We start from the raw sequence: 16,022 nt of genomic DNA on the forward strand, positions 1-16,022 counted from the left end.
TCACCGACGACTCGTCGGTGTTCCCGACCCACTTCAGGAGCGCTCATGCCGTCTTCCATCGTGCTGTCCGACGTCTCGTTCGCCTGGCCCGACGGGACTGTCGTCTTCGATCACCTCGACCTCACTCTCGGCGCCGAGACGTATGCCCTGATCGGCGCGAACGGCGCGGGCAAATCGACGCTCCTCGGCCTCATCGCGGGCCGGCTGCGTCCGGCGTCCGGCAGCATCACCGCCGCGGGCGATGCGTCGACAACCGAGGTCGGTGTGGTCGTGCAGGACCCGCAGTCCGACCCGTCCACCACCGTGGCCCGGGCCCTCGGCATCCACGAGATCCGTTGTGCGATCGAACGAATCGAGAACGGGTCGGTCGACCCGCAGGACTTCGACGCCGTCGGGGACGACTGGGGTGTCGAGGAGCGCGCGATCGGTCTCCTCGAGCAGATGGGCCTGCCACGCGACCTCGACCGCGCGGTCGGCGCCATGTCCGGCGGTGAGGCCACCCTGCTGGCGATCGTCGCCGCGCTCATCGCCAACCCGGCGATCCTGCTTCTCGACGAACCGACCAACAACCTGGACACCCACTCCCGCGCAAGGCTTTTCGACGCCATCGACTCGTTCACGGGCACGGTCGTCGTGGTGAGTCACGACCTCGAACTCCTCGAGCGTGTCGACGCGACGGTCGAGCTCTATCGCGGTCGCGTGCGGCTGTTCGGCGGCCCGTACTCGCAGTACCGCGAGATCGTCGACGCCGAGCAGGAAGCTGCCGAGGCCGCGGTCGCCACCGCGGCCGGCGACCTGCGCAAGCAGCGAAGGGAGATGTCCGAGGCCCTGATCAAACTCGACCGGCGGGCCCGGACAGGTGCCACCGCGGAGCGGGAGAAGCGGGTGCCGAAGATCGTCGCGCACAATCGCCGGAGCGAGGCCCAGGTGTCGGCGGGCAAACTGCGCAACGCCCATCGCGACGACGTGGCCTCCGCGGCAACACGTCTCGACGAGGCCCGCGAGGACATCCGGGCCGATCGCACCGCGCGGATCGTCGTACCGACGCCGGAGGTCGCCCCTCGTGCCCAGATCATCGTCGACGACCGCCTGCGCGTCGACGGACCCGAGCGGGTGGCGCTCGTCGGGCCCAACGGTTCCGGGAAATCCACGCTGATCGCCGACGTGATCGCCCGCGAATCCGTGGTCGTGCCCTACGCGTTCGTGCCCCAGCAGATCACCTTCGCCGACCCGACCGTCTCGATCGCCGAACACCTGGCGCGGACCCACCCGGACATCTCCACCCAGGAGGTCCGGGCGCACCTCGCGCGCTTCCTGTTCCGGGGCGCCCGCGCCGATCGCGCGCTCGCCGAACTGTCCGGCGGCGAGCGCCTGCGCGTCGCCCTGGCCGACGCCCTGCTCGGCGACCCGACACCGAGACTCCTGATCCTGGACGAACCGACCAACAATCTCGATCTCGACACCGTCACGCAGCTCGTCGACGCTCTCGAGGCATGGTCCGGCGCGCTGCTGGTGGTCTCCCACGACGCCGGGTTCCTCGACCGGATCGGAATCGAGCGGCGTGTCTCCCCGACGGGCGCGGATGACGAAGCCCCCTCGGCCGAACCCGCCGTCGACGTCCAGGAAGACCGCTGACGAACACTCGGTGACACGGCCCGCGCCGTGGCCGCGGTGCCCTCATACTGCGTGCGATGCCTCCGTCAGCCCTTGCCGCGACCGATCCGCCGGTGGACGAACCCACCCCCGTCGTCCTCGTCCACGGGATACGGGTGAGTGGAGCGACACTGCACCGGGTGGCTGCCGCGGTGGCGTCGACGGCCTCTGCGGGCAGGGAAGTCGCCACCCCCGATCTCCCCGGGCACGGACGGCGTCGGGCGGAGAGGTTCACGATGGACGGTGCCGTCGACGCCGTCGTCGCCGAGATCGAGCGGTTCGGCCGGCCGGCGGTCGTGGCCGGCATGTCGATGGGCGGTTATGTGGCGATGGCGACCGCGAGTCGCCATCCACATCACGTCGCGGCGCTGGTGCCCATGTGCGCGACCGCGCAACCCAGTCGGATCCTCGCGGCACCGTTCGAGACATTCGGGGCGGTGACATCGCTCCTGCCACGCCAGGCGGCGGTCATCAGCCAGGCGCTCACCCGCCTGGCCGTCGGCAGGCAGGTGTCCGAGGACATGGAGATCGGCGGGTTGTCGCTCGGGTCCATCGCCGACGTCGTGGCCGAGCTCAAGCACTTCGACGCGCTCGGCGAGGTCGGTCGTTATCCGGGCCGCACGGTCTTCGTCAACGGGCGTCAGGATCAGTTCCGGGTCCACGAGCGACGGTTCGTCGAAGCCGCGGCGGACGCGACCCTCACCATCGTCCCGCGCGCGAGTCATCTCTTCCCGCTCATCCAGCCCGAACTCGCGGGACGCCTCGTGGGCGAGGTGGCGGCGGGCTGCGACCATGCCGGTGCGCTCGGGCACGAACTCGACTCATAGGTCCTACCTCAGGGTGTCTGAGCCGCACCCAGTTTGAGCCTCGAAGTCGTCTCGTGATCGGATGGCACAGATCACTGCAACACTCGTCGCGGTGCCCTCGCGCGAACGACGCACCCGAGGAGGAGGCTGGATGGTCCCGATCGAGGTCACCGGTGTGCTGCAGAAACAGGCCTGGGCCGACAAGGTGCTGCCGCCGGTCGAGGAGGTCCGGCCGCGACTGTGGTCGATCCCGGTGCCCATGGGTCCCAATCCGCTGCGCTACATCCTCGTCTACGCCCTCGGACTGCCCGACGGCGGCCTCGCGCTCATCGACGCCGGCTGGCCGTCGGACGAGTCGTGGGATGTCCTCGTCGCAGGCATCCGCTCCACCGGACACGACATCACCGACGTCCGTTCCATCGGTGTGACCCATCTCCATCCCGACCACTTCGGGCTCGTGCCGCGTCTCCTCGAGCACGTCGACGCCGAGCTGTGGATGCATCGCGACGACGCCCGCTACCTGCGCCACCATTCCGACGACGAGGTGGAGAGCCAGCTCCGGCAGGCGCGGTCCGAACTCCGGATGCTCGGCGCACCGACCGAGGTCGCCGACGAAGGGTTCATCGGTTTCATCCGCATGCCCGACGGCCGGACCGTCGACCGCGAACTGACCGGCGACGCCCCCCTCGACATCCCCGGCTGGGATCTCCGAGCCATCTGGACGCCCGGCCACACCGCGGGACATCTCTGCTTCGCCGACGACACCGCCGGTGTCATCTTCACCGGCGACCACCTGTTGCCGCGGATCAGTCCGAACATCTCGACCAACCCCATGCAGACCGACAATCCCCTCGCCGATTACCTGATCTCGCTGGCCAACACGGAGAAGATGCGCGACCACGAGGCGCTGCCGTCCCACGAGTACCGGTTCCGAGGTCTGGGCGACCGGGTGACCGGCCTGCTCGAGCACCACGAGGACCGGCTCGCCGAGATCACCGCGACCGTCGCCCGGCATCCGGAGAGCTCGGCCTGGGAGATCACCCGGTCGGTGACCTGGTCACGCCCGTTCGAGGAGCTGTCGCTCACCCTCAGCCGACTCGCGCTGCGGGAGACGCACGCCCACCTGATCGTCCTGCAGGAGCGAGGCATCCTCGACGCTCGCGTACCCGCCGACGACCCGGCCGCACCGGGCCCGGTCCGCTGGTTCCTCGCCGATGGCGACACACCGCCTGCGCCACAATCGGTCTCCACGTCCGAAGGCACCTGACGTCCCCTCCGTCCACCAACTCCAGGAGATCCCATGAGTGCAGTGCTCACCGAGTTCGCCGACGGCGTCGCCGTCATCACGATCAATCGTCCCGAAGCGAAGAACGCCGTGAATCTCGAGGTCTCCGAGGGCATCGCCGCCTCGATCGACGAACTCGAGTCGCGCGACGACCTCACCATCGGCATCCTCACCGGCGCCGGTGGCACGTTCTGCGCCGGAATGGACCTCAAGGCCTTCGCCCGCGGCGAGCAGGTGTCGCTGAAGGGCCGCGGGTTCGGCGGCCTCACCGAGGCGCCACCGAGCAAGCCCCTCATCGCCGCGGTCGAGGGCTGGGCGCTGGCCGGCGGATGCGAACTCGCGCTGTCGGCAGACCTCGTCGTCGCGGCGAGCAATTCCAAGTTCGGCATCCCCGAGGTCAAGCGCGGACTCGCCGCCGCGGCCGGCGGACTGCTCCGCCTGCCGAAGATCCTGCCGTACCAGGTCGCGATGGAACTCGCGCTGACCGGCGACCCGCTCACCGCCGAACGCGCCCACCAGTTCGGACTGGTCAACCGCGTCACCGAGCCCGGCGAGGCGCTCGCCGGCGCACGCGAACTGGCCGCCGTCATCGCGGCCAACGGCCCGCTCGCCGTCCGTGCCACCAAACAGGTCACCTCGATGGCCATCCGCTACACCGATCCCGAACTGATCAAGAAGCAGTGGGATCATCTCGGCCCGGTGTTCGCCTCCGACGACGCGAGAGAGGGTGCCGTCGCCTTCGCGGAGAAGCGGGCGCCGCGATGGACCGGCAAATGACCTCCCGCCGGGTTCACTAGAGTGACCGGGGTGGACCTGCACCTCGTGACCTACTTCGTCGCCGTGGTCGACCACGGCGGCATCACGAAGGCCGCCCAGTCCCTCTACATATCACAGCCGTCGCTGTCCCAGGCCATCCGCACGCTCGAGAAGCGCCTCGGCGTCACGTTGTTCGACCGCACCGGGCGCCGGCTCGAACTCACCGAGGCCGGACGCAAACTCGACGTCGCCGCCCGCCGCATCCTGGCCGACGTCGACCGTGCCAAGGCCAAGGTCGACGCGGTTCGCGAGCTGCGTGCCGGCCGCGTCGACGTCGTGACCTACGCGGCGTTCAGCGTGGACCCGGTGGTCAACGTCGTGCGTCTGTTCCGGGAACGCTTCCCGCACTTGTCCGTACGGGTCGTCTCCGCGGACAGCCCCGCAGGAGTGCTGTCGGCGCTGCGATCCGGCGAGGCCGAGGTCGGGATCATGGACTCGACCGCCGAGCACGCGACTTTCACCGCCATCCCGATGGCCGAGCAGGAACTGGTCGTCGCGGCGCCGGCGCCGCTCGCCGACGGACTGCCGGATCCGATACCGCACTCGGCGGTGCGCTCACTACCCCTCGTCATCGATCACAGCGACCCGATCACGGCGGGGCTGCTCGACGGGCTCCTCGACGAGGACGGAAGGAACGTGGTGGTCGACTGCCAGCTGCCTTCCGCGGTGTGGAGTCTGGTCAAGAAGGGAACGGGGGCAACGGTTCTCCCCTGCACCGTGGCCGAACGGCAGCTCGCGGGACTGCGGCGACTCGCGCTCGACCCGCCGCTGACGCGGGCGTGGGGACTCGTGCTGCGATCCGGGCTCCCCTCGCCGGCCGCGCTCGCCTTCATCTCCGCGGCGAAGGTCCACTGCGGGATCGCTCCGGATCCCGCCGAACCACGGGACTGGTGACTTCCACCATGGAATTGCGGCAGGTCGAGTACTTCCTGGCGGTGGTGGAGAACAAGGGCATCGGTGGTGCGGCCTCGGCTCTCGGCGTCGCTCAACCCACCGTGTCCCAAGCACTCCGGGCGCTCGAACGCGAACTCGGGGTGCAGCTGTTCCACCGCATCGGCCGCGGGATGGTGCTCTCGGCGGCCGGGCGGACGATGGTCGGTCCCGCACGTCAGATCGTGCGCGACATGGATGCCGTCGACGACCTGCTCTCGGCGTCGGAGGACGAACTCACCGGTCATCTCGACATCCTCGCCTTCGCCGCCACCGCCGTCGGACCCGTCGTCGACCTCGTCACCCGGTTCCGTGCCGCGTATCCACGAGTGTCGGTGCGGCTGGGTGAGTTACGCGACGAGACCAGGGCCGCGTCGGCGATCGAGGACGGTCACTGCGAGTTCGCCGTCGCTCACCTGCCGATCGCCGGTGACGACCTCGAGGTGATCGTGATGGGTGAACACGAACACGTCCTGGTCTACCCGCCGGGCACCGAGGTACCCGAGGGCCCGATCCCGTTGAACAACCTGCCGCCGATCCCGATGGTCTTCGTGCCGCGCGGCTACTCGGTGGCCGACGAGTTCGAGGAGGCCATCCGTGTCGGCGGCGTCCGGCCGCCGCTCGCCGTGCTGTCGGAGATCCGCGAGGAACGGCTCCCCATGGTGGAGTCCGGCATCGGCGGCACGCTCCTCGAGCGGTCCGTCGCGGAGTCGGCGGACTCCCCGGTCGTCATCCGCGAGATCGAACCGAATGTCGTGCGTCCCTTCGCGATCGCCTTTCACCCGCCGTCCCTGTCGGCCGTCGGCCAGGCTTTCGTCGACCTCGTGCGCGAATCGGTGGGATGACCGACTGGAACACCGGACCCCACCGGAGCGACTCGGGTGGGGTCCGGTGAGTCTTGGGGTCAGCCGACGCGTTCGAAGACCGCCGCGAGTCCCTGACCACCGCCGATGCACATCGTCTCCAGACCGTATCGCGCCCCGCGCCGGTGCAGCTCGCGCGCCAGCGAGGCCAGCATGCGGCCGCCGGTGGCCCCGACCGGGTGTCCCAGTGAGATTCCCGAGCCATGGACGTTGGTGCGATCGAAATCGCCGCCGGCGCCGAACCGGCCGAAACCCCACTCGCGGGTGACGGCGAGCGCCTGCGCGGCGAAGGCCTCGTTGAGTTCGATGACGTCGATGTCGGCGAGCGTCAGTCCGGCCTTCGCGAGGGCCTTCTCGGTCGCCGGCACCGGCCCGATCCCCATGGTGCGCGGCGGTACCCCGGCCAGACCCCAGGACACGAGCTTGACCAGCGGGCGCAGACCCAGCTTCTCGGCGACCTCGGGCGTGGTCACGATCGCCATCGACGCGGCGTCGTTCTGGCCGCTGGCGTTGCCCGCCGTCACCGTCGCATCCGGGTCCGTCTTGCCCATGATCGGCTTGAGCTTCGACAACGATTCCACCGAGACATCCGGGCGCGGATGCTCGTCGGTGTCGATGACCTGGTCGCGTCCTCGCGAGGGAACGGTGACCGGGATGATCTCCTCGGCCAGTACGCCGTCCTTCTGAGCGCGGACCGCTCGTTCGTGCGATGCCACAGCCAGCTCGTCCTGCTCTTCCCGGGAGATCTCATACTCCTTGCGCAGGTTCTCGGCCGTCTCGATCATGCCGCCGGGCACCGGGTAGTTCTTTCCGCCGGCGGTCGAGCGGGCGCGAACCAGACTGTCGTGCATGGCGATCCCGGTTCGTGCACCACCCCACCGCATGTCCACCGAGTAGAACGACGCATTGCTCATCGATTCGGCACCACCGGCGACCACGACGTCGTTGTCGCCCGACGACACCTGGTATGCGGCCTGGATGACGGCCTGCAGTCCCGAGCCGCAACGACGGTCGATGTGCATGCCGCCCACCGTGATCGGCAACCCCGCGTCGAGGGCGATCACTCGTCCCAGGGCGGGCGCCTCACTGTTGCCGTTGCAGTGACCGAGGATGACGTCCTCGACCTTCCCCGGGTCGAGTCCGGTGCGATCGAGCATCCCCGTCAACGCGGCGACCCCGAGATCGACGGCGGTGAGATTCTTGAACATCCCGCCGTAGCGGCCGATCGGGGTCCGTACCGGTTCGCAGATGACCACGTCGCGCATGGATGACCTTTCGGGTTCGATGGTGCGAAGTTGTCTAAGTGAGAGCGACTCTCACATGAAGCGGCCGCCGGTCACCTCGAGGACGGTGCCCGTCATGTACGACGACATGTCCGACGCCAGGAACAATGCGACGCTCGCGACCTCACCGACCTCGCCGGCGCGTCGCATCGGGATCTCCGCCATCTTCTGGTCCCATGCCTTCTGCGGCATCGCCTCGGTCATCGCCGACCGGATCAGACCGGGCTGTATCGCGTTGACCCGTACGCCGTGATGGGCCATCTCCTTGGCCGCGGCCTTGGTGAGGCCGACGATGCCCGCCTTGGCCGCCGAGTAGTTCGTCTGCCCGACCATGCCGACCTTGCCCGACAGCGACGAGATGTTCACGATCGCACCGCGCTTGGCCTCGCGCATGATCGCCGCCGCCTTACGCGTGCCGTTCCAGGTGCCTTTGAGATGCACCGAGATGACCTGGTCGAAATCCTCCTCGGTCATCGTGCGCATCGTGGCGTCCCGGGTGATCCCCGCGTTGTTCACCACGACGTCGAGAGACCCGAAGACCTCGACCGCCGTCGCCAGCAGTGCGTCGACCTCGGCCGCGTCGACGACGTCACACCGCACCGCCCGGGCCACCTCGCTACCGCCGAGTTCGTCCGCGGCAGCCTGCGCGGCGTCGAGGCCGAGATCGCCGAGGACGACTCGAGCGCCGGCCTCGACGAACGATCTGGCGATCTCGAAACCGATGCCCTGCGCGCCACCGGTCACGACGGCGGTACGTCCTTCGAGCAGCGGCTGCGCGGTGGTGCGTGACATGTGTCGTGTCGTCCTTCCGGGGTCCCACCGCCCCGTGAGGTCGGTGGAGAGCGAACGGCGAACAGCGACAGGGCGCCGCGCCGGCGGGTGGGTGAACTCAATCTATCGAGATCGTCCCCCGTCGAACCCCTCCACGCTCATACGCAGCGGCTATCGGATCGATCCCGGTTTCGTATTGGACGGCCGAGGTGCGAACGCGCAGAGTGGGCGCATGACCGGTGTGATGCAACCAGCCTCGACCTCCCGGGTGGGACCCGAGGATTTCGCCGACATTCTCGCCGCGACGCGTGAGTTCGTCCGCGAGGCGGTGGTCCCGCGTGAGCAGGAGATCCTCGACACGGACGCGATCCCGGACGACATCCGCCAGACGGCCAAGGACATGGGTCTTTTCGGCTACGCCATCCCGCAGGAATGGGGCGGTCTGGGCCTCGACCTGACCCAGGACGTCGAACTCGCGATGGAACTGGGATACACCTCCCTGGCGCTGCGGTCGATGTTCGGCACCAACAACGGCATCGCCGGCCAGGTACTCGTGCACTTCGGCACCGATGAGCAGAAAACCGCGTGGCTGGAGAAGATCGCGTCCGGCGAGGTGGTCGCCTCGTTCGCGCTGACCGAGCCGGGGGCCGGCTCCGACCCGGCCGGACTCCGCACTAAGGCCGTCCGCGACGGCGACGACTGGGTGATCACCGGCGAGAAACGGTTCATCACCAACGCCCCGCTGGCCGATCTGTTCGTCGTGTTCGCCCGAACCCGCCCGGCCGACGACGACGGCACCGGCATCGCAGTGTTCCTCGTCCCCGCCGACGCCGCGGGGCTCAGCGTGGGCGCCAAGGACCGCAAGATGGGCCAGGAGGGCGCCTGGACCGCCGACGTGCACTTCGACGATGTGCGTGTCCCGGCGTCGGCGCTGGTCGGTGGCAGCGAGGACGTGGGCTACAAGGCCGCGATGATGAGCCTGGCGCGCGGCCGGGTTCACATCGCCGCCCTCTCGGTGGGCACCGCGCAGCGCGCCCTCGACGAGTCGGTGTCGTGGGCCGCGACGGCGACCCAGGGCGGTACCGCGATCGGCGAGTTCCAGTTGGTACAGGCCATGCTCGCCGACCAGCAGTCCGGCGTGATGGCCGGGCGAGCACTGGTGCGCGAAGCGGCCCGCGCCTGGGTCGACGACACCGACCGGCGCATCGCCCCGTCAGCCGCCAAGCTGTTCTGCACCGAGATGGTCGGCAAGGTAGCCGATCTCGCGGTCCAGATCCACGGCGGCAGCGGCTACATGCGCGACGTCCCGGTGGAGCGCATCTACCGCGAGGTGCGGTTGCTCCGCCTGTACGAGGGCACCAGCGAGATCCAGCGGCTCATCATCGGACGCAACCTGGTCAAGCGCGCCCAGCGCTGATTCTCGAATCGGTCGGCTCAGCGCGGTGCCATCCGGATCGCCCCGTCGAGGCGGATGGTCTCGCCGTTGAGATAGGAGTTCTCCAGGATCGAGGCCGCGAGCTGCCCGAATTCCTCCGGCCGGCCCAGTCGTGCCGGATGGGGGATGCTCGCCTCCAGTGACGCACGCACGTCGTCGCGCAGGCGTGCCAGCAGCGGGGTGTCCATCGTGCCGGGAGCGATGGTGTTCACCCGGATGAGCTTGCCGGCCAGGTCGCGGGCCGCGACCAACGTCATCCCGACGATGCCCGCCTTCGATGCCGCATAGTTGATCTGGCCGATCTGTCCCTCGAACGCCGCAACCGACGCGGTCATGATGATGGCGCCGCGTTCGCCCTCGATCGGCTCGAGCCGCGCGATGCGTTCCGCGCCCAGCGACAGCGCATGGAACGACCCGACGAGGTTCAGCTTGACGACGAACTCGAAGTCCTCGACCGAACCCGCCCTGCCCTCCTTGTCGAGGATGCGCATGCGCCGGCCGGCTCCGGCACAGTGCACCAGTCCGCGCAGGCCACCGCGGTCGTCGGCGACATCGAGTGCGGCGGCGAACTGTTCGGGATCGGTGATGTCGGCGGCGGCGAACGAGGCCGCGGTGCCGAGCCCGTCGGCCACGGCCTGTCCGTCCGAGGTCGGCAGATCGATCAGGGTGACCAGGCCGCCGGCGTCGATGACACGTCGGGCCGTCGCGAGGCCGAGACCGGATGCGCCACCGGTGATCGCCACCGACAGTCCGTTGAGTTCCATTGTTGTTCAGTACCTTTCGTGGTGATGTTTGCTGCTCCCTGAGGAGCGAGCTTGCGAGCCCGCCCCTGCCCCCTGAGGAGCGAGCTTGCGAGCGTCACGAAGGGTCTGGCGGGTCGCCGTACGAGACCCTTCGAGGCTCGTCGCTTACGCTCCTCGCACCTCAGGGAGCAGAGGGGGCCGCCGACGCTCCTCGCATCTCAGGGAACAGGGGGGGCCGCCGACGCTCCTCGCACCTCAGGGAGCAGAGGGGGCCGCCGACGCTCCTCGCACCTCAGGGAACAGGGGGGCCGCCGACGCTCCCCGCACCTCAGGGAGCAGAGGGGGCCGCCTGCGCTCCTCGCATCTCAGGGCGGAGGCTCCGTGGTCAGATCAGTTCGAGAATGGTGGCGTTGGCCATCCCGCCGGCCTCGCACATCGACTGCAGTCCGTATCGAATCCCGTTGTCGCGCATGTGATGGACGAGCCGGGTCATGAGGATCGCGCCGGACCCGCCCAGGGGGTGGCCGACGGCGATCGCGCCGCCCAGCGGGTTGAGTCTCTCGATGTCGGCGCCGGCCTCGGCTTGCCAGGCCAGTGGCACGGGGGCAAACGCCTCGTTGATCTCGAAGGCGCCGATGTCGTCGATCGACAGCCCCGAACGCTTGAGCGCCTTCGCCGTTGCCGGGATCGGCCCGGTCAGCATGATCACCGGATCATCGGCGGCGACGACCGCGGTGTGGATTCGGGCGATCGGCGTGAGACCGTGCGACTTCGCGGTCTCGCCGGACATGATCAGCAGGGCACCGGACCCGTCGGAGATCTGTGAGGAGTTGCCGGCGTGGATGACGCCGTCCTCGCTGAAGGCCGGCGCGAGCTTGGCCAACGACTCGAGGGTGCCGCCGCGCCGGATTCCCTCGTCGCCCTCGAGCACGCCCGGGATCGGGGCCAGCTGGGCGTCGAAGGCTCCGCGGTCGGCCGCCTGCGCGGCGAGGTCGTGTGATCGCAGCGAATACTCGTCGAGGCGAGTGCGATCCAATCCCCACTTCGCGGCGACCATCTCGGCGCCGATCCCCTGGCTGAACCTGTCGACGCCGTAACGGTCGAGGACCGTGGGCGGCTGGTGCTCGCCGTTCGGCGCGGCGCTGCCCATCGGGACCCGGCTCATCGACTCGACGCCGCCGGCGATGACGACGTCCTGCTGGCCCGAGGCGACCGCCGCGGCCGCCATGCTGACCGCCTGCTGGCTCGACCCGCAAGCGCGAGTCACGGTGGTTCCGGGGACACTCTCGGGCCAGCCGGCGGCGAGCACGGCCGTTCGCGCGACGTTGCCCGCTTGCTCGGCGGTCTGGCTGACGCAGCCCCAGACGACGTCGTCGACGACAGCCGGATCGATGCCGGTCCGCTCGACGAGCGCCTCGAGTACATGGGCGGACAGGTCGGCGGGATGGATCCCGGACAGGGCGCCGCGACGGCGGCCGATGGGCGCGCGGACCGCGTCGACGATCACTGCATCACGCATGAGGACTCCTCGATGTCGGGGCAAGGATGACGGTTGTGTCAGACGTGTACGACGCCGGCGGACGTGATCGCCCGTTCTGACGAGCCGACCACCGGGGCGCCTGGCAGACAAGTCGGTTCACACTCACGGTCGATGAGGCCCTGCCTATGGGAGGCGCGCGTGCCATTGGCTCGCGCTATCACTCCCTTAGTTCAGCGCGACTACTTCAGCGCGGTCGATGAGTGCATGCTGTGAGACGGACCTGTGTGAAGTCGCACACGCGCCCGCCCGACGGTGCGATCGCACCCCGACCGACTTCGGAGACAAGCCACCACCATGACCCGCCTCGCGCAGACCCTCGGCCTCACCGAGATCCAGACGGAGATCCTGGCCAATGTCCGCTCGTTCGTCGACAAACAGATCATCCCCACCGCGCAGGAGCTCGAGCACGCCGACGAGTACCCGCAGGCCATCGTCGACGGCATGGCCGAGATGGGCTTGTTCGGTCTGATGATCCCCGAGGAGTACGGCGGGCTCGGCGAATCCCTGCTGACCTATGCGCTGTGCGTCGAGGAACTGGCACGCGGCTGGATGAGTGTGTCCGGGGTGATCAACACCCATTTCATCGTGGCGTACATGATCCGGCAGCACGGGACCGACGACCAGAAGCAGCGGTTCCTCCCCCGGATGGCGACCGGCGAGGTGCGCGGCGCGTTCTCGATGTCCGAACCGGAACTGGGGTCGGACGTGGCGGCGATCAAGACGAGCGCCAAGCGCGACGGAGATGACGGATACATCATCGACGGACAGAAGATGTGGCTGACCAACGGCGGATCGTCGACTCTCGTTGCCGCGCTGGTCCGGACCGACGAGGGCAACGAGAAACCGCACAAGAACCTGACCACCTTCCTCGTCGAAAAGCCCGCCGGTTTCGGCGAGGTGCGGCCCGGGCTGACGATCCCGCGGAAGCTGGACAAGATGGGCTACAAGGGCATCGACACCACCGAGCTGATCTTCGACGGCTATCGCGCATCCGCGTCCGACATCCTCGGCGGCGAGCGCGGCCGCGGGTTCGCGCACATGATGGACGGCGTCGAGGTCGGCCGCGTCAACGTCTCCGCCCGCGCGTGCGGGATCGCCCAGCGCGCATTCGAACTCGGCGTGAAGTATGCGCAGCAGCGATCCACCTTCGGCAAGCCCATCGCCGAACACCAGGCCATCGCGTTCTCGCTGGCCGAGATGGCGACGAAAGTCGAGGCCGCGCACCTGATGATGGTCAATGCGGCACGCCTGAAGGACTCGGGCGAGCGCAACGACGTCGCCGCCGGGATGGCCAAATACCTGTGCAGCGAGTACTGCGCCGAGGTCACCCAGGCCAGCTTTCGAATCCACGGTGGCTACGGCTATTCGAAGGAGTTCGAGATCGAGCGGCTGATGCGCGACGCACCCTTCCTGCTGATCGGCGAGGGCACCAGCGAAATACAGAAACAGATCATCTCCAAGGGACTCCTGCGCGAATATCGCGAGAAATGACCGCCGCGAGTCGAATCTCGTCAGACCCGTCCGCCCACAACAGTTTCGAGGGACCACATGCTGCGTCGCATCTTCACCGAGGACCACGAATCGTTCCGCAAGACCGTCCGGGACTTCATCGCCAAGGAGGTCGCGCCCGTCTATCACGACTGGGAGAAACAGGGACATCCGCCGCGTGAGTTCTACAACCGGCTCGGCGAACTCGGCGTCCTGGGCATCGAGGCGCCCGAGGAGTACGGCGGCGGCGGTGTCTCCGACTTCACCTACTCGATGGTGATCGCCGAGGAGACCTCGGCCGCGGGTGTCACCTTCGGCAGCTACTCGGTGCACTCGAACCTGATCCTCCCCTACCTCGTCGAGTACGCCACCGACGAGCAGAAGCAGCGCTGGCTGCCCGGATTCTGTTCCGGCGAGCTGATGTTCGCGATCGCGATGACCGAACCCGGCACCGGTTCTGATCTCGCCAACATCTCGACCACCGCCAAGCTGTCCGAGGACGGATCGCACTACGTACTCGACGGCGCGAAGACGTTCATCACCGGCGGCGCACTGGCCGATCGCGTCCTCGTCGTCGCCCGGACCGCACCTTTCGATCCCGAGAACCGTCGTGCCGGATTGTCGATCCTGGTGGTGGACACCAAGTCCGAGGGATTCTCGGTGGGCCGCAAGATCGAGAAGATCGGACTCAAGGCCTCCGACACCGCCGAACTCTCGTTCAGTTCGGTCGAGGTTCCCGTGTCCGACCGGCTCGGCGAGGAGGGAGCCGGGTTCTCGTACCTCGCGCACAACCTCGCGCAGGAACGACTCACCATCGCCATCGGGGCGTCGGCCACCGCCGCGGCAGCCGTCCAGCATGCGATCGCCTACACCAAGGAGCGCGACGTCTTCGGCAAACCCGTTGCCGCGTTCCAGAACACCAAGTTCGTGCTCGCCGAGTGCTCTGCCGAGGTCGAGGCGATCCGCGCGATCGTCGACCGCGCACTCGAACTCCACAACGAGGGCGAACTCACCGTCCCGGACGCGGCCCGCGCGAAGCTGTTCGCCACCGAGACCGCCGGCAAGGTCATCGACAAGTGCCTGCAGTTGCACGGCGGGTACGGCTACGTCCTGGAGTACCCGATCGCCCGGCTGTACGCAGACACCCGCGTCACCCGCATCTACGGTGGCACCAGCGAGGTCATGAAGACGATCATCGCCAAGGACCTCGGCCTGTAGGTGTCATGCAGGTCGCCGCTCCGACTGTCGCTCCCTGAAAACCACCCCACGGAGCCGGGCCGGGCAACCCATCGGCAGCTGTCCGTTTCCTACGGGTGGTCTTCAGCCTGCTCGTGTGATATCCGCCGCTCACGCCCGCGGCAGGGTTCGCGCAGCCCGCGGTAACAGTCGACCGATGCGTACCGACAACACCGGTGAACGCTCAGCCCAGTCCGGTTTCCCGTCCGCCGGTCGTGCCTTAAGATTCCCTGAGCAATCGGCGGGTAGCGGAAGTGGTGTGCGTTGGTGGGGTTTGTCCGGGGTGGGGTCCGTGTATTGGCGACGGTGCTGGTCACCGCGTTCGTGGTGTCGCTGATGGCGGCGGTGTCCGCGCCCGCGCAGGCGGCCCCGGCGCGGTACACCGGTGGCACCTACGTGGCGCTCGGTGATTCGCGTGCGTCCGGGAGCTTCTACACCCCGACCCCCGCGTATTTCGGCGGCTGCAAGCGGTCGGCGTTCAACTACCCGACCCTCGTCGCCGGGGCCACTCTGCCGCGACGTTTCATCGACGCCTCGTGCGCGGGCGCCCAGGCGGCGCACCTGTACCAGGCCCCCCAGCACACCAGCGGTGGCACGAAGCCGATTCAGCTGCATCTGGTCCCGCGCGACGCGCAACTGATCACGGTGAGCATCGGCGGCAACGACATGCGATGGAACGCGATCCTGAACCAATGCCGGACGCCCGCGTTCACCGACCGGCGCTGCCGCCACAACCGCGGCCTCGAGAACGAGGTCCGGCGTCGGATCGACCTGATGGAGAGCCGGGTGACCCCGGCGCTGCGCGCAGTCCGGAAGAAGGCACCCAACGCCCAGATCATCGTCGTCGGCCTGGGTGGCTTCATCGGGTTCAGCGGATGCTGGCCGCTCGTCCCGCTGAGCGACCCCGACGCCCGGTGGATGCGTGAGGTCTTCAACCGCGCCAACGGCGCGCTCTGGCGGGCGTCGACCAAGGTCGGTGGCACCTTCATCGACGCCAACCGCCGATCGGCGGGGCACGATGCGTGCAACCTGATCAGCCCCTGGTACGAGAGCTCGCTGTCGAATCGCATCGCCCTGCCATTCCACGTCAACCAGGCCGGCGCCGTCGCCTTCGCAGCCATGATCAACGGGGCCATCCGCCGTTAGCCCGACACCGGCCACCCACTAGCGTTT

General features: G+C 68.5%; 14 protein-coding genes. 10 read left to right on the plus strand and 4 right to left on the minus strand.

Annotated features, from left to right (window positions below):
* The first annotated feature begins 45 nt into the window (after positions 1-45).
* From AMD30_RS08100 to AMD30_RS08125, 6 genes are all read left to right on the plus strand, one after another.
* On the plus strand, positions 46-1,635 hold the full coding sequence (locus tag AMD30_RS08100; RefSeq protein ID WP_055475284.1) for an ABC-F family ATP-binding cassette domain-containing protein: 1,590 nt from the start codon (positions 46-48) through the stop codon (positions 1,633-1,635).
* A gap of 56 nt (positions 1,636-1,691) precedes the next feature.
* Positions 1,692-2,480 carry an alpha/beta fold hydrolase gene (locus AMD30_RS08105; protein ID WP_055475285.1) on the plus strand — a complete coding sequence of 263 codons (789 nt, stop codon included), beginning with the start codon at positions 1,692-1,694 and terminating at the stop codon, positions 2,478-2,480.
* Between the two features lie 130 nt (positions 2,481-2,610).
* Positions 2,611-3,726, plus strand: a complete 1,116-nt coding sequence (locus AMD30_RS08110) for an MBL fold metallo-hydrolase (protein ID WP_055475356.1) — start codon at positions 2,611-2,613, stop codon at positions 3,724-3,726.
* Between the two features lie 33 nt (positions 3,727-3,759).
* Entirely contained in the window at positions 3,760-4,521 is a 762-nt protein-coding gene (locus AMD30_RS08115; protein WP_055475286.1) for a crotonase/enoyl-CoA hydratase family protein, read from the plus strand.
* A 30-nt stretch (positions 4,522-4,551) separates the two neighbouring features.
* On the plus strand, positions 4,552-5,454 hold the full coding sequence (locus AMD30_RS08120) for a LysR family transcriptional regulator (RefSeq protein WP_055475287.1): 903 nt from the start codon (positions 4,552-4,554) through the stop codon (positions 5,452-5,454).
* 8 nt (positions 5,455-5,462) lie between these two features.
* Positions 5,463-6,335 (plus strand): LysR family transcriptional regulator, encoded by an 873-nt coding sequence (locus AMD30_RS08125; RefSeq protein ID WP_055475288.1) that lies wholly within the window; start codon positions 5,463-5,465, stop codon positions 6,333-6,335.
* Positions 6,336-6,394: 59 nt separating this feature from the next.
* Here AMD30_RS08125 and AMD30_RS08130 read toward each other — a convergent pair whose 3' ends face one another.
* Both AMD30_RS08130 and fabG read right to left on the minus strand, forming a co-directional pair.
* Complete coding sequence (locus tag AMD30_RS08130; protein ID WP_055475289.1) at positions 6,395-7,618, minus strand: acetyl-CoA C-acetyltransferase; 1,224 nt, start codon at positions 7,616-7,618, stop codon at positions 6,395-6,397.
* Positions 7,619-7,669: 51 nt separating this feature from the next.
* A complete protein-coding gene (gene fabG, locus AMD30_RS08135; protein WP_055475290.1) occupies positions 7,670-8,428 on the minus strand; it encodes a 3-oxoacyl-ACP reductase FabG in 759 nt (252 codons plus the stop codon).
* Between the two features lie 211 nt (positions 8,429-8,639).
* Between fabG and AMD30_RS08140 the strand changes: the two genes are divergently transcribed.
* Positions 8,640-9,824 (plus strand): acyl-CoA dehydrogenase family protein, encoded by a 1,185-nt coding sequence (locus AMD30_RS08140; protein WP_055475357.1) that lies wholly within the window; start codon positions 8,640-8,642, stop codon positions 9,822-9,824.
* A 17-nt stretch (positions 9,825-9,841) separates the two neighbouring features.
* On the opposite strand, the gene AMD30_RS08145 is transcribed toward AMD30_RS08140, so the two are convergent.
* Positions 9,842-10,606: an SDR family NAD(P)-dependent oxidoreductase gene (locus AMD30_RS08145; protein WP_055475291.1), complete on the minus strand. Its 765-nt coding sequence runs from the start codon at positions 10,604-10,606 to the stop codon at positions 9,842-9,844.
* A 364-nt stretch (positions 10,607-10,970) separates the two neighbouring features.
* Positions 10,971-12,104: a thiolase family protein gene (locus tag AMD30_RS08150; RefSeq protein ID WP_055475292.1), complete on the minus strand. Its 1,134-nt coding sequence runs from the start codon at positions 12,102-12,104 to the stop codon at positions 10,971-10,973.
* Between the two features lie 315 nt (positions 12,105-12,419).
* Between AMD30_RS08150 and AMD30_RS08155 the strand changes: the two genes are divergently transcribed.
* The 3 genes from AMD30_RS08155 to AMD30_RS08165 all read left to right on the plus strand — a co-directional run bounded on the left by AMD30_RS08155 (position 12,420) and on the right by AMD30_RS08165 (position 15,995).
* Positions 12,420-13,616 carry an acyl-CoA dehydrogenase family protein gene (locus tag AMD30_RS08155; RefSeq protein WP_055475293.1) on the plus strand — a complete coding sequence of 399 codons (1,197 nt, stop codon included), beginning with the start codon at positions 12,420-12,422 and terminating at the stop codon, positions 13,614-13,616.
* A gap of 57 nt (positions 13,617-13,673) precedes the next feature.
* Positions 13,674-14,831, plus strand: a complete 1,158-nt coding sequence (locus AMD30_RS08160) for an acyl-CoA dehydrogenase family protein (RefSeq protein WP_055475294.1) — start codon at positions 13,674-13,676, stop codon at positions 14,829-14,831.
* Between the two features lie 324 nt (positions 14,832-15,155).
* Positions 15,156-15,995, plus strand: coding sequence for an SGNH/GDSL hydrolase family protein (locus AMD30_RS08165; protein WP_148281259.1), 840 nt, complete (start codon positions 15,156-15,158; stop codon positions 15,993-15,995).
* The last annotated feature ends 27 nt before the right edge of the window (positions 15,996-16,022 follow it).

The organism is Gordonia sp. HS-NH1 (assembly GCF_001418765.1).
Classification (GTDB): domain Bacteria; phylum Actinomycetota; class Actinomycetes; order Mycobacteriales; family Mycobacteriaceae; genus Gordonia.

Coding starts and splice junctions, on each gene's coding strand:
- AMD30_RS08100 (WP_055475284.1), top strand. CDS start 46: ATGCCGTCTTCCATCGTGCTGTCCGACGTCTCGTTCGCCTGGCCCGAC.
- AMD30_RS08105 (WP_055475285.1), top strand. CDS start 1,692: ATGCCTCCGTCAGCCCTTGCCGCGACCGATCCGCCGGTGGACGAACCC.
- AMD30_RS08110 (WP_055475356.1), top strand. CDS start 2,611: ATGGTCCCGATCGAGGTCACCGGTGTGCTGCAGAAACAGGCCTGGGCC.
- AMD30_RS08115 (WP_055475286.1), top strand. CDS start 3,760: ATGAGTGCAGTGCTCACCGAGTTCGCCGACGGCGTCGCCGTCATCACG.
- AMD30_RS08125 (WP_055475288.1), top strand. CDS start 5,463: ATGGAATTGCGGCAGGTCGAGTACTTCCTGGCGGTGGTGGAGAACAAG.
- AMD30_RS08130 (WP_055475289.1), bottom strand. CDS start 7,618: ATGCGCGACGTGGTCATCTGCGAACCGGTACGGACCCCGATCGGCCGC.
- fabG (WP_055475290.1), bottom strand. CDS start 8,428: ATGTCACGCACCACCGCGCAGCCGCTGCTCGAAGGACGTACCGCCGTC.
- AMD30_RS08140 (WP_055475357.1), top strand. CDS start 8,640: ATGACCGGTGTGATGCAACCAGCCTCGACCTCCCGGGTGGGACCCGAG.
- AMD30_RS08145 (WP_055475291.1), bottom strand. CDS start 10,606: ATGGAACTCAACGGACTGTCGGTGGCGATCACCGGTGGCGCATCCGGT.
- AMD30_RS08150 (WP_055475292.1), bottom strand. CDS start 12,104: ATGCGTGATGCAGTGATCGTCGACGCGGTCCGCGCGCCCATCGGCCGC.
- AMD30_RS08155 (WP_055475293.1), top strand. CDS start 12,420: ATGACCCGCCTCGCGCAGACCCTCGGCCTCACCGAGATCCAGACGGAG.
- AMD30_RS08160 (WP_055475294.1), top strand. CDS start 13,674: ATGCTGCGTCGCATCTTCACCGAGGACCACGAATCGTTCCGCAAGACC.